Below are 13,659 nucleotides of genomic sequence, written 5' to 3'. Positions count from 1 at the left end.
TAGTTAGAATATTAAACTAAAAAATATGGAAAAAGATGGATTAGTCATTGTTTATACTGGTAAAGGTAAAGGAAAAACAACTGCTGCTTTAGGATTAGCTTTGAGGGCGACTGGTTATCAAAAAAAAATTTGCATGATTCAATTCATTAAAGGATCATGGCATTATGGTGAAATGGATTCTTCAAAGAGACTAGAACCGGAATTTGAAATGGTAGCTATAGGAAAAGGATTTGTTGGAATTATTGATGATACGAGTCCAAAGGAAGATCATGAAAAAGTTGCAAATGAAGCAATAAAGATTAGTATTGAAAAAATCCAGTCAAAAAATTACGATATAATAATTTTAGATGAGATAAATTATGCAGTAAATTTAGGATTGGTATCACTCAATGATGTTTTAAATTTAATAAAATCTAAACCAAAAGAATTGGATTTAGTACTTACTGGAAATTATGCAAAAGAAGAGGTTATTGAGATGGCTGATCTAGTTACAGAAATGAAGGAGATAAAACACCCATTTCAAAAAGGAATTAAAGCCAAAAAAGGAATTGATTTTTAGCCAGCAACATTAATTTACACAGATAGGAGTTTTAGAAGAAATGTCTACAGAAATACAAGAAATGCCTGAACAGGGGGAAATTGTTCTTGCTACAATTACCAAAGTGATGGATCATGGGGCATATGTTACATTAGATGAATATGATGATATTCAGGGATTTTTACATATTTCAGAGATTGCACCAGGATGGATAAGATCTGTTAATAGATTTGTTCGTGATGGGGAGAAAAAAGTTCTCCTAGTAAAGAAAGTCAATTCACAGCGTGGAGATATTGACTTGTCACTCAAACAAGTATCAAATGATCAGAAAAAACAAAAACTAAAAGAAGTTAAAAAATTTGAAAAAGGTAAAACAATTTTGCAAAATGTCAAAGAGAAGGCAAAATTATCTGATGCTGAAGTTGAAAAACTAGAAGATAGTATTTATTCTAAATTCGATTCTGTTTATGATGCTTTTATTGAAATAGGAAGAAATGGGATTGAATCAGTAAAAGAGTTAAAGCTTGCAAAAAAAACTGCAACAGTTATTGAAGAGATTTGCTCAAAGATTAAGCTACCCTCTGTTGAAATAAGAGGGATAATGGAAATTACAAATCAAAGATCAGATGGTGTAGAAATTATTAAAAAAACCTTATTGGATGCCATAAAAAAAGATCCTACCATCGATATAACTTATCTTGGCGCACCAAAATATCGATTATCAATAACATCTGAAAATTTCAAAGCTGCAGAAAAATCTCTCAAACCAATAATTGCTGAAATACAAACTAATATAGAAAAAAAGAAAGGATCATTCAAATTTACTAGGGAAGAATCAAAGAAGACAAGAGAGAATTAAAATGAGATTTCAATTAAGAAAATGTATGAATTGTAATCGCTATACATTAAAAGAAAAATGTGTAAAGTGTAACCAAGATACAATTTCTGCACATCCAGCAAAATTTTCACCTGATGATAAATATATGAGATATAGATTAGCAGCCAGATATACTTAGATTATATTTTTAGAGAAAATATATGCACAGCGTTTAAGAATTATTGAGGTGCATAACGTCCTTGAAGTTTAGTTTCAGCAATAATATGATTTTTCATTGAATTCTCTAATTCACTTTTGGGAGAGCCTTCTTTAAGATCTAATTTTGTATCTAAAGCATATAGTTTGAATATGTAAGTATGTTCTTTATCTGGAGGAGCGGGACCTCCATATCCAATTTCTCCAAAATCAGTTTTGCCTTCAATACTATTTTTTGGAGTAGAGTTTTCTTGAATTTCAAGTGATGTAGGTTCAATATTCCACAAAACCCAATGAACCCAAACCTTTCCAACAGCACCCATAGCATCAGGATCATCCATAATTAATGCCAGTGATGATGTGTTCTCTGGAACTCCTTTGATTTTTAGTGGTGGACTATGATTACCATGTTTATAACCAAACTTCTTTGGAATTACTTGTCCATTTTCAAATGCATCACTTTCTAGAGTTAATGACACCATAGGATTAATTTGAAACACATTAAGTTAAATTTTTCTAAGACTCTAAAACTATTTTATCATTTGAAAGTGAAATTATAGAACTCCCAAATTTCTTAATATTTTTTTTAAGTTCCTTATCCATTGTTGCAATAATTGCATTATTCTTTGAAACATAATCAAGTAATTCTTTATCTGCAAACGTTCCACCAATAGGAATAATTTTGAATTTTTTTATGAAATCCAGAGTTACCGATATACTATTTTTCTTTTCTGGATTTTTTGATAATTTTGATAACTCATTTTTAACTACTTGGGGAACTACAAAAGTGATTTGACCAATTTCTATGGCTAGATTATCTATATTTTTTATTCTTTTGTTAGCAATATGAATTAGAAAATTTGTATCACAGATAACTTCAACCAACTATTCCTGCACCAATTAATCGCCATCGCTCGGATATTCTTCTACTAATTGCCACATTTCCTCCTTCAAAAATACATGCAGGTCGTCTTAATTCAATTTCAATATTTTTTGATTTAATTTTTGTAACTTTTCCTAGCACAGGAGCAGTTCCAATATTTAATCTGAGTAATTCACCAACTTGAATTGGCTGTACCTTAATATCTTCAGTAGTACCTACGGCAGAATCAAAAAGATTTACTTCAAGTTTTAAGATTGTAGAGTTTTCAGGAAGTGTTCCTGGTTTTCCAATAACTGAACCAATAAATGAATCACTTCGGGTCATGGATGGATCCAATTTTGTTCCAATTGCCACTAAACCACCTGGTTTAACGGATTCAACAATTCCTGCAGCAGTACCTAGTGATGTAATTTCTGTAAGTAATGGTTCGTAGGATTTTTTTTTCTCGTTTAGAATTCCAGGTTTAATTTCTATTTCATCTCCTACATTAAAAATTCCTTGAGTAAGACTTCCACCAATTACTCCTCCCTTGATATTTTTTAATTTAGTTCCTGGTTTGTTTACATCAAATGATCTTAGAACATGCATAACAGTATCTTTTTTTTCATCTCTTTCAGGTGTTTTAATGGTGTTTTCTATAGCACCAATTAGTGCATCTATATTTAATTTTGATTGAGCTGAAATTGGTATTACCGGTGCTTTAGCTGCAAAAGTTCCTTTAACAAATTTTGAGATCTCCTGAAAATTATCAAGTGCTTCTTTGTAAGATAATAAATCAACTTTGTTTTGGATAACTACAATTTGTTGAATTCCTAATGTTTGAAGAGCTAAAAGATGTTCTTTGGTTTGAGGTTTTGGAACTTTTTCATTTGCTGCAACTAATAACATTGCACCATCCATTAATGCAGATCCGGATAGCATATTTGCCATTAAACTTTCGTGGCCTGGGCTATCAACAAAACTAACCACTCTTGATAATTCACTATCTTTACCACAATTATTACACTTTGGTGTAGTTGAATATCCTAAAGGTTCTTCACATTTTTTACATTTGTAAAATGCCGCATCAGAATAACCTACACGAATTGTGATACCACGCTTTAATTCTTGACTATGAACACTAGTCCATGATCCAGTTAATGCTTGAATTAAAGTAGTTTTTCCATGATCTACATGACCAGCGGTTCCAATATTTACACAAGGCTGATATCCGTATTTTTTAATATACCATTCAGGAAGTGTATCTCTCCAATGCATGAATCAAAATGTAGAATCGGTATATGTTAAGTTATTCTTTTTTATCTTCAGTTTTTTCTTCTGTAGCTTCAGAAGTTTCTTCTACAGGAGCTTCAACAGGTAATTCACCATCAAATTTACAATTTACTTGATAGATTTCTTCTGATACAGTATTTCCTCGCATTAATTTTCTAACTCTTTGTCCAATTTCTGCATCTTGAAGACCTACTCCTTTAGAAAGTAAAACATATTTTCTTGCAGAACCATGTATATCATTTCGCATAGGCACTCCAGATTTGTCACTTCCTCCAGTGAGTTTTAATTTTCCATTCAATCCAACAATTGATGCATCAGTTTCTTTTCCTAGTTCTAATCCAAGTAATGGATTAGCATCGCTATCTTTGAGTTCCTTAGAAATGGATTTTCCTTTGATGTCGGAAATTGTTAACTTGAAGTTTGCCAAGTATTCCAAAAAAATTATGAACGACTAATTAACGTTTGGACATTATTTTTAAATCAAGATTAACAAAGATAGGCATGACAGAAGAAATCAGGTGTCCTAGATGTGATAAAAAAATGGTAGACATGCAAGCATGTCATATGTTTTGTCCTAATTGTGGTGCTCACTTAGATTGCTCTGATAAAGGAAATTATTGGTAATTAAATTCCAGGTCGATCTGGTATGTAGTCAGTTGCCATATTAACTGCCTGATCTTTCATAATTTCAAGATAAGTATCATAATCTGCTTCAAAATTACAATGTGGACACTTTACATTTGTAATATCATCATCTAAAATTGCAACTTTTTCACATTCTGGGCATCTTGCATCCATAACTAATGTTCTCAATTAAGATATTTAATCATAATCAAACTAGATTTCCTAAGCGGAGTTAGTCTAGCTCGGTAAGATGTCAGCTTCCCAAGCTGAAGGTCGCGGGTTCAAATCCCGCACTCCGCATCATAATTCTCGGATTGCTTGTTCAATAATTCCTCTATCTGGTGCTTGCGGATAATATTTCAAATAATTTTTTAGATCTTCTTTGGCACCCGAAATATTATTTTGTTTTTCTCTAATGTATGCACGATTTTTGTATATCTTGGCAGATCTATTTGGATTAATATCAATAGCTTTTGTATAACATTTTTCAGCTTTCTCAAACTCATTTGATTTTAGATAGAAATTTCCCAATCCATTATAACTAAGATAAGAATTTGGATTAGATTCAAGACATTTTTCGTAAAACTTGATACACTCTGACGATTTTTGTGAATTTAGTAAGGAACCATAAAGATGTAAGGCAGTAGAGTTGTTTGGATGAATATCTATAGCTTGTTTTAATATTTCTCCTGCCTTTGCAAAGTTATTTTGGATTTGGTATCTCTCAGAAATAAGACATAATCTATTTGACTCGTTATCATTACTTTCAAGATCGATTGAAGATAGTATATCAGAGGGTCCCAATAAAATCAATAATCGTCCTTCTTCTGCCCATTGTTTATCAAAAACATCTTCAGGGATTGCGCCCTCCTGTTGTTCTCCTTTTTGATTTCCTTTTTGGATATAATGTAGTATTGATCTTTCTTCAATATCATATCCAGTAATTACAGATGCATGCTGAGTAATTTCTGGAATTCCAGGTAAAATAACAATTGGAGGTATACCAACATCAATCATTTTTTTTAGTTTTGATAAGGAGGAGTGAATAATTTTACAGGTAAGACCATTTCTTTCTGCAAGTTCGATTCCTTCAATAAGTATACTTCCAGAATATCCAGAATAATTTTTTGAAATTTCTTGTGCTTCAACTAGAGGCAAATGAACATTCCAATATTTTGAAACTACATTAATTGGTAATGGAAGACAAATATTTTCTTCATCAACAAGAGGTAAAAGTAATTCATGATTTTCAGGCTCCATATATTAGAGAAAAATTGCGAGTTATTAAAATCAATCAGAGTAAACAAAATTTTTCAATTAAATCATAACCATCTTGACTCATCTCAGGGTGAAACTGAGTTCCAAAAATTGGTTTTCCAGAATATTGAATTATCTCATATTTACAATTAGGAGATTGTCCTAATACTATCAACTCCTTAGGCAATTTAGATATTTCATAACTATGACTTTCATATACCTCAATAGAATCATTTGATATGGGATTATTCTTGATTATTTGGATTATTTCATTTCCTTTTTGTAAAGTAGGTGTCTTTCTTATAGTACCTCCAAGGGTCAGCGCCATAATTTCTGCTCCGTAACAAATGCCCAGTAATTTTATGTTATTTTTTATAGAATAATTAATAATTTTAGAATTAATTTCATTAGTTTTTTTTTCATTAATACGACGTCCAGATAATATAATAGAATTATAGTTATCAAGAGAGTTTAGATCAAAAAGATTAGGAGTGTGTTTTTCAAATTCAACATTTTTTTCTTCAAGAAAGGAAATTAAATTTTTTGTATAAAGAGAGCCGTTATCTAATACTAGAAGCAATTAATTGCCTACCTCAATTGAGACATAATGCATCTCAGGTATAGCATTTTTTACAAATATTGTACCAATATTGAGATTATTATCTTCTTGCCACATGAATACTCTGTCACTACGTGGTTTTACAAAGTCATCGATGAATTTTGAAAGGAATGATTCAATATCTTCACGATCACTTTCAGTAAAGAAGATTATTTCTCCTTCATTAAATGAAAGGGGTATCTGTATTGATGTTGGTTCTGATATTGAAATTTCATTTTCTTCAAATACACGTTTGATTATATCAATTCTATCACTTTTTACTAATTCTACATAATTATCATCAGCAGTAGTTACAGTTGGAGCAACACCAGAGACTTTCTTCAGATAGGCTTCAAATGCCTTTTCCTGTGTATCTCCTAATCCTACAAAATATTCACCATTAAATGCAGCACCAACAGCAGCAATTGTTCCTAATTGAGCAACTACACCTCCAGCTCCTGCAGTATATACTGGAATAAAGTAGATATCATGATCACCTACACGATACAAAATGTTATCACCTATTCGTGGATTTCTCAAAAGAGTCTTTAGTTGAGCAAATTCAGGATCCCTATCAAGTGCTTCTCTGACTGCAGTTGGACCAATCAATTTAGTTGTAGAATTTAATGGAACCTCAAAGAATTGTAAATTACCAAGATTGGAAAGATCATTTTCTACAACCATGTATCCTGCAAGGTTTCTTCCTTGGGAACCTCTTAGTTCAAGGGATAATAATCCAACAAATTCTGTCTGGTCAAATCCAGGGGGTTTGGCTTCAACATAATAAGTGTCAAGACCACGAGGAATTTCATAGAATTCATTTGCTTGAATAAATGTCTCAACATTAGTTACATGGTAAATATTGTACATCTCAGTTTTCCAGTTAAATAATTCTACAGGATATCTGATTTGTTCTTCAAGCCATGAAGGCATTGGTTTGAATTGATCAGAATATTGACTAGCAAACATATCTGAAAAGAAGTCATCACCAGTCTTTAGTAATTGAATATCTCCATTGTATGTATCAACTAGCGCATATCCCACCAAGCGAAGATATGGATTTCCTACAGACCATGGAACATCACGAGTATCAAATCCAATAATTAGTGGAATAAGCCAATAGGAATTCTTACCATCTGTAACAGGAAGTGAATCTAATTCTTTGCCAAACAAATCATACAAAAAGTAAGGATACAAAAGTTCCATTCTATCATGTACATCTTTGTATCTCATTATGTGAACTGATTCGGCAGGAAATGAAAGCAAAAAGTTTGGCTCAAAAATCCAACTTAGAGGTGGTGAGACATCCAAACCACCTAATCCAGAGTATGATGCTCCTCCAAGCTCAGCACTAGTTGAACCACGAGAATTTGGATATCCAGACCAGGTTTGCTCAAAAAGCCCGCCTTCACCATAATAGATTTCTCGTTGTTTAAAGAATGCACTACTATCAATGATCTGACCATCTGTAGCTTCCAATGTTAGAAATCCATTTGGAACATGTGTGTATACAAGATGCTCATTATACCATCTATTTTCAAGACTAACAGAAGTTGGAAGAATAGGTTTCATTGAGGCAGTCCAATAAAGAGTATTATTGAAACGAAGAATATCGTTATCTTCAAAGTCTACATAAGGAATCAAGCCTATCTCAGGTTTTAGTTTTGCAAATGCTGCTTCCCAATCCCATACTCTAATGACATCAAGAACATCACTATTTTGTTTTACATAGTTTTTGATATTGTTTGGAGATACTGAGGTTAGTTTAACATTATGAGTATTCTCTTGAACATCATTTAATTCACCAAGATATCGATTAACTCCAATTTGTTGAGCAGTGTAAGGTCCCAAAAATTCAATCTTTTTTGCATCAGCAATACTATTGTTTACTGAAACAACACCAGCTATGATTATCGCTATTGCAATTATTGACAAAATTCTGATGTAAACATCTCGTTTAAACATGTGAGTTAGGACACGAGCTCTAATTCTATCAACTATTGAAAATGCAATAAGTGCAAAGCCTATAACTAAAGTTCCGCCAATAATATAACGAGTGTTATAATCTATCTGATCAGTGAAGAAGAGATTAAATCCGGCCCAAATAATTCCAATTCCAATAATTCCTTCAATAGTTGAAACATAGTTTAGATATCTTGGTTTTCCATCAGTTGAATCTTGCAGAAATGAAGTTATAACTCCAATAATTCTATGAATTCCAACATACAAAACCAAACGCATTCCAACTGCTGCAAGTAAAGGAGGAATTAAGATGACTAATGCAGGGATCATTGGAACAACATTTTCATATGCATAATTTGGATTAGTTTCTGGAGTTACAAATGGGAGTGTAAATAATTTTGGTAAATTCTCAATTCCCAAATAATTTCCATCAATAAATGACATTGCAGCAAATCCAAACATGATATTTGCAAAGAACGCACCAAAGAGCAGAATTTTGGTAATTTGCCAAATTACAAACTGAGGCACAGATAATTTGTAATCAGAAAAATTTTTAATATTATTTGAGAGTGATTGTTGCCCTCCACTTCCTAGAAATCCAATAGCCGTACTAATTGCATACCAAAAAATCGATGACCTTCCAGCGATATTTACTCTCACGAGGGCAATTGATGATAAAATTAAAGTTGAAACCAATGTGTAATAGAGAGGCTTGGTAAACTGATCGCCAAATTCGGTAAAGTTCATGGATAGGATTACTGCCTGATTTCCAACTAGAGCAAAAATCACTATTCCAATAATTGCCACTATGCCTAATCGGATGAATTTTCCTGCATCAGGAGGGGGAGCTTGCTTATCAGTAGAGGCGCTATACAAAATCAAACTTTGTTAAGATACGGTAAATTAATGTCTTACCAGCAAAATCATGCAATTGTCGCTAGTTTTTTGCAAATCATATAGACTGCAGCAAAAGTAGGGACTGACACAGTTTCATTATTGAAAGGACCAAATTTTTTATTTTTTAATTTAAATTCAATTGGGCAATTGGCCTTTACCTCTATTGAATCATCATTTAGAAAAGACGAATCAGTGTAAGGATCAAACTTTGATAGATCATTGCAGATAATTTTTGTGAGACCACTCTTGCTGTTAATAGATCCAGGTAATCTAAAAATTCTATGAATATCCATAGTTACATTTGGATCAATTTTTACGCCAATTTTTTCAGAAGTATCATCTATAGTTTTTTGAAATGATGAGTATCCATTTGCAATCAATTCTGTAATTATTTTTGAGCGCTTTGATTTTGTACCATAAACATGCTTTGCAAATCTTCCTCTCCATCCTTTATCTTCAAGATTTGGAAATAAATTTTTGTTAGGTTTAAATTTCTTCATCCCAAAAGTTTCAGGAATCATTCCTTTAAATAAAATATAATCAGTTAGATCAGATCTTTCTCGAGCACCAAGTTTTTGAAATTCTGAATCATATACATAAACATGAAATCCTTCATTCCCAGAAAAATATACTTGAATTTTTTCTTTAGAAATTCCAATATCATTAATTAAAACATCAAATAGTTTTTCAACTTCTATTTTTGAAGCATCAATACAATTTTTACATGGTAAAGATTTTTTCTCAAGTTTTTTAGAATTACATTTTGTACAATGAATTAGATTTTTTGAAACTTCACTACAATCAGAACAAATTGAAACTGTGTGAGTTTCTCTACAAGGTAAATTAAGGTCTTTTGCATCAATATCAAAAATAAGATCGGCTTCTTTCCAATCTTTTTCATTCATTGGCAAATTTGGAAATGAATAATATGCATTTGAACAATAAACATCGGATGGAGTATTTTGCATAAGTATTAGATGCAACTCCTTATCATCTTTAATTTGAATATGACGAGTCATTCCTGAATTAAATTTCTGATAGCCAAATTCTCTTTCGGATGTTCGTTCAGGAACTCGAATAAGATCAAAATGATTAAAATAATATTTTTTAAAAGTTGTCTCTAGAAATTTAATATCAGTTTCATGCATTTTTTTTCTTCCTTCCAAACTGCATTGGATTGATTATATTTTTACAATCTGATGTGGCAAAACATAGACTTTGAGCTTGTAATTTTTGGCATGAAGGACAGGAATATTGTGTTCCACTTCCTACAGTTCCAGCTAAATTATTTAATTGGTAAAGTGTTACACGTTCATTATAATCAGGTGCATTTTTGAATAATGGTGCAATTTGTTCTACTGATTGTCCTTTTGATAGTAAAAAAGTTGCAAGCATAAATCTACCAGCATGAGGTAAATTTTCGCCTTTTTCAAGAACATCAATTGCATGTTTGATGCAGGGAGGGTATTCTCCAGAAAATACAAAAACGGGAGTATATTTTTTTGCAAGTTCAATTAAATTCTGTACGTCAGTTTCTAATCCTGAGATCATTTCAGGAGTGGGTGCTTTGTTTATTTTTAAATTAATATACACAGAAATTCTTTTTCTAAGTAATCTAACAATTTTTTCAGAATTGAGAAACACTTTTCCATTTTCAACATGTCGATTAATCAATTTCCATTCTTTTTCATTAAAAGTTGCAGATTCTTTTAGATAATCAGTTATAGATATTGTAAAAAAATCATCTTTTTTCTCTACGTTAATATCAGATAATTCAAAAATTATTTTTTTTAGTAAATCAATTTCTGAAGGATTTGAAGCTCTTCCTAAATCTTTTTTTAAATATGATTCTGCTCGTCTAGCTTCTGCAAGAGAAAATCGTTTAACTAAAGTGGACATATTAGAAAGTTTAAGCAAGATTATTGCTGCTAGAAATGAAAAAACCTCACGTTCTAAAATATATGACTTAGATGCTTTTCCATCTATGAGATCAGAATCATAAATTTTCCCGTCTGTAGCTACAGTTATTCTATGAACTGCTTTATCTACAGATATTCTCAAGACAGGATCTTGCCCAAAATCATAGATTGAGAATCCTTTATCCTTCAAATAGTCACCTGCATCTGCTAGAAAAGGATATTTCGCAATTTCATCTTGTCCAAGTGCTAGCATAATAGTGATTTACAGGATTTACTTAAAAATCTGGTTTCATTTTAATGGATGCTGATTTAAATTATGTTTAAAGAATCTTGAAAAATATGCAGATCGGCTGTCATGTATCTATTTCAGGATCAATTGACAAGGCAGTAGATAATGCGGTTGAACGAGAATGTTCTGCATTTCAGATATTTACCAGAAACCCTAGAGGATGGAATGTTAAAGAATTATCAAAAGATGACATTTCTAATTTTAAATCAAAACTAAAGGCAAGTAAAATTGATAGATTTGCAACATGTGCACATATGCCATATTTACCAAATCTTGCATCTCCAAAGGAGGATGGATTTAAAAAATCTGTTCAGACACTTATTGACGAAGTCGAAAGATGTGAAATTTTAGGAATTCCATATCTTGTTACACATCTTGGTAGTCATTTAGGAACAGGGGAGGAAGCAGGAATCAAGAGACTCGTAAAAGGATTAACCAAAGCAGGTGAAACTAAAAACGATGTCATGATTCTATTAGAAAATACTGCAGGGCAGAAAAATTCTGTTGGAGCAGACTTTAAGCAATTAGGAGAAATTTTTAATCAATTAAAGCCTTCAAAAAAATTTGGTGTTTGTTTTGATACTTGTCATGCATTTGTATCAGGATATGATTTAAGAACTGAAAGTAAGGTAAAAGAGACTTTTAATGAATTTGATAAATATATAGGAATTAAAAATTTGAAAATTCTTCATCTGAATGATGCTAAAGGAGAAATTGGTTGTAATCTTGATAGACATTATCATTTAGGATTAGGTGGTATTGGCGAGAATGGAATATCTTCTGTGGTTAAGTTTGCAAACAAAAATAAAATTCCTATAATTCTTGAAACACCAATTGATGATGAACGCGATGATTTTGAAAATATTAAGAAAGCAAAGGAGCTTGCGTAGAGATTTATTCTATGAGTAGGAGATTATGATATGGACTATGAGGCAGTAATGAAATTAGCACTTGAGCGTGGATTTTATTTTCCAAGTTGTGAAGTATATGCTGATGCTCAAGCTGGATTCTGGGAATATGGACCATCTGGAGTTAGTCTAAAAAATAAATTTCTTGAATTATGGAGACGTGAATTAATTCGAAGAGACGGTATGTTAGAAATTGATGGCTCACAAATAATGTCTAAATCAGTCTTTGAGGCATCAGGGCATTTAGGAAATTTTGCTGATCCCATAATCAAGTGTATTAAATGTAAATCAACATTTAGAGCAGATAGAACTATTGCAGATATTACAAAAATTGAAATTCCAGAAAGTGCGGATTTAGAAGAATTTGATAATGCTATTTCTCAAAACAACATAAAGTGTCCCAAGTGTAAGGGGGATTTTGAAAAAACAAAGAACTTCAATATGATGTTTAAAGTTGGAATTGGTCCTGAAGAGGAGGAGGCATACCTTAGACCTGAGACATGTCAATCAATCTTTGTAGATTTTCCAAGACTCTTTAAAACTATGAGGGGGAAACTGCCATTAGGTATCGCACAAGTTGGAAAAAGTTTCAGAAATGAGATTGCACCAAGACAGAGTTTATTGCGTTTAAGGGAATTTTATCAAGCAGAAATTGAAGTTTTTTGCAATCCAACAAAGTTAGATGAGATGGAAAAATTCTCTGAGATTCAAAATACTGTGATCAGAGTTCAAACAGATTCAGAACCAGTATCAATGACATGTAAAGAAGCAGTAGAATCAGGAGTAATTCCAAACAAGTTTGTCGCGTATTATCTTGGAATTTTGACTGAATTTTATGAAAAATCTGGAATTGATATTTCTAAAAGCAGATTCAGAAAACTTGGTGATAAGGAAAAGGCATTTTACGCAGAAGTTGCATTTGATTTTGAAGTAGATACTACCATTGGATGGCTAGAACTTGTTGCCTGTAATTACAGATCTGATTATGATTTATCAAGTCATGCCAAAAAAAGTAATGAGAAATTTGAGGTTATGGATAATGATGAAAAAGTATTACCACATGTTTTTGAGATTTCAATGGGAATTGATAGAAGTCTTTACACAATTTTAGAGCATAGTTTGAGAGATGACAAGAAGCATGAAAGAACAGTATTGTCTCTAAAACCATATTTGTCTCCAGTTCATGTTGGGATTTTATCTTTAGTTAAAAAAGACGGATTAAAAGAGAAAACAGATGAGATATTTCTTCAATTAAAAAGAAAATGTGATGCATTTTTAGATCATTCTGGTGCTATTGGAAGAAGATATAGAAGATTGGATGAGATTGGGTCACCTTTTGCAATTACAGTGGATCATCAGACATTAGAAGATCAAACTGTAACTATTAGAATGAGAGATAGTATGGAACAAAAAAGAATTAACATCTCAGATCTTGATTCAGTAATTTTACAATCAATTGCATATCCATAAAATTACAGA

Annotated in this window: 16 protein-coding genes and 1 tRNA gene; 7 read left to right on the top strand and 10 right to left on the bottom strand. The window is 31.8% G+C overall.

Going from position 1 to position 13,659, the window contains the following annotated elements; all coding sequences use genetic code 11:
- Positions 1-25: 25 nt before the first annotated feature.
- The 3 genes from cobO to ACX119_RS00725 are packed head-to-tail and all read left to right on the top strand — an operon-like array spanning position 26 to position 1,554.
- Positions 26-559 (top strand): cob(I)yrinic acid a,c-diamide adenosyltransferase, encoded by a 534-nt coding sequence (gene cobO / locus ACX119_RS00735; protein ID WP_459351257.1) that lies wholly within the window; start codon positions 26-28, stop codon positions 557-559.
- Positions 560-599: 40 nt separating this feature from the next.
- The gene (locus tag ACX119_RS00730; protein ID WP_459351256.1) at positions 600-1,397 is read left to right on the top strand and encodes a S1 RNA-binding domain-containing protein; all 798 of its coding nucleotides are present in this window, start codon (positions 600-602) and stop codon (positions 1,395-1,397) included.
- Position 1,398: 1 nt separating this feature from the next.
- Complete coding sequence (locus ACX119_RS00725; protein ID WP_459351255.1) at positions 1,399-1,554, top strand: RNA-protein complex protein Nop10; 156 nt, start codon at positions 1,399-1,401, stop codon at positions 1,552-1,554.
- 40 nt (positions 1,555-1,594) lie between these two features.
- On the opposite strand, the gene ACX119_RS00720 is transcribed toward ACX119_RS00725, so the two are convergent.
- The 4 genes from ACX119_RS00720 to ACX119_RS00705 are packed head-to-tail and all read right to left on the bottom strand — an operon-like array spanning position 1,595 to position 4,153.
- A complete protein-coding gene (locus ACX119_RS00720; protein WP_459351254.1) occupies positions 1,595-2,053 on the bottom strand; it encodes a YbhB/YbcL family Raf kinase inhibitor-like protein in 459 nt (152 codons plus the stop codon).
- A 34-nt stretch (positions 2,054-2,087) separates the two neighbouring features.
- Positions 2,088-2,456 (bottom strand): PIN domain-containing protein, encoded by a 369-nt coding sequence (locus ACX119_RS00715; RefSeq protein ID WP_459351253.1) that lies wholly within the window; start codon positions 2,454-2,456, stop codon positions 2,088-2,090.
- Positions 2,449-3,711, bottom strand: coding sequence for a translation initiation factor IF-2 subunit gamma (locus ACX119_RS00710; protein WP_459351252.1), 1,263 nt, complete (start codon positions 3,709-3,711; stop codon positions 2,449-2,451). The genes ACX119_RS00715 and ACX119_RS00710 overlap by 8 nt, the downstream gene beginning before the upstream one ends.
- Before the next feature lie 31 nt (positions 3,712-3,742).
- Positions 3,743-4,153 (bottom strand): S6e family ribosomal protein, encoded by a 411-nt coding sequence (locus ACX119_RS00705; protein ID WP_459351251.1) that lies wholly within the window; start codon positions 4,151-4,153, stop codon positions 3,743-3,745.
- Between the two features lie 74 nt (positions 4,154-4,227).
- Between ACX119_RS00705 and ACX119_RS00700 the strand changes: the two genes are divergently transcribed.
- On the top strand, positions 4,228-4,350 hold the full coding sequence (locus tag ACX119_RS00700; protein ID WP_459351250.1) for a hypothetical protein: 123 nt from the start codon (positions 4,228-4,230) through the stop codon (positions 4,348-4,350).
- Here the strand turns inward: ACX119_RS00700 and ACX119_RS00695 are convergent, their stop codons facing one another.
- Complete coding sequence (locus tag ACX119_RS00695) at positions 4,351-4,524, bottom strand: zinc-domain-containing protein (protein WP_297594745.1); 174 nt, start codon at positions 4,522-4,524, stop codon at positions 4,351-4,353.
- A gap of 52 nt (positions 4,525-4,576) precedes the next feature.
- On the opposite strand from ACX119_RS00695, the gene ACX119_RS00690 reads away from it, so the two are divergent.
- Positions 4,577-4,650, top strand: a tRNA-Gly gene (locus tag ACX119_RS00690).
- On the opposite strand, the gene ACX119_RS00685 is transcribed toward ACX119_RS00690, so the two are convergent.
- Genes ACX119_RS00685 through ACX119_RS00665 form a run of 5 tightly spaced genes read right to left on the bottom strand, consistent with a single transcriptional unit; the run spans position 4,651 to position 11,236 of the window.
- Positions 4,651-5,610 (bottom strand): tetratricopeptide repeat protein, encoded by a 960-nt coding sequence (locus ACX119_RS00685; RefSeq protein WP_459351249.1) that lies wholly within the window; start codon positions 5,608-5,610, stop codon positions 4,651-4,653.
- Positions 5,611-5,644: 34 nt separating this feature from the next.
- Complete coding sequence (locus ACX119_RS00680) at positions 5,645-6,187, bottom strand: type 1 glutamine amidotransferase (protein WP_459351248.1); 543 nt, start codon at positions 6,185-6,187, stop codon at positions 5,645-5,647.
- Positions 6,188-9,043: a UPF0182 family protein gene (locus ACX119_RS00675; RefSeq protein WP_459351247.1), complete on the bottom strand. Its 2,856-nt coding sequence runs from the start codon at positions 9,041-9,043 to the stop codon at positions 6,188-6,190.
- 47 nt (positions 9,044-9,090) lie between these two features.
- Positions 9,091-10,212 carry a DNA primase small subunit domain-containing protein gene (locus ACX119_RS00670; RefSeq protein WP_459351246.1) on the bottom strand — a complete coding sequence of 374 codons (1,122 nt, stop codon included), beginning with the start codon at positions 10,210-10,212 and terminating at the stop codon, positions 9,091-9,093.
- Complete coding sequence (locus ACX119_RS00665) at positions 10,205-11,236, bottom strand: DNA primase (protein ID WP_459351245.1); 1,032 nt, start codon at positions 11,234-11,236, stop codon at positions 10,205-10,207. The genes ACX119_RS00670 and ACX119_RS00665 overlap by 8 nt, the downstream gene beginning before the upstream one ends.
- An 86-nt stretch (positions 11,237-11,322) precedes the next feature.
- Between ACX119_RS00665 and ACX119_RS00660 the strand changes: the two genes are divergently transcribed.
- Positions 11,323-12,162 carry a deoxyribonuclease IV gene (locus ACX119_RS00660; RefSeq protein WP_459352039.1) on the top strand — a complete coding sequence of 280 codons (840 nt, stop codon included), beginning with the start codon at positions 11,323-11,325 and terminating at the stop codon, positions 12,160-12,162.
- Between the two features lie 30 nt (positions 12,163-12,192).
- A complete protein-coding gene (glyS, locus tag ACX119_RS00655; protein ID WP_459351244.1) occupies positions 12,193-13,650 on the top strand; it encodes a glycine--tRNA ligase in 1,458 nt (485 codons plus the stop codon).
- Positions 13,651-13,659: the final 9 nt, after the last annotated feature.

The sequence above is a fragment of the Nitrosopumilus sp. S4 genome, assembly GCF_054515835.1.
Note: the sequence above shows the minus strand (reverse complement) of the source record. Positions and strands in the feature narration are given on the sequence as shown.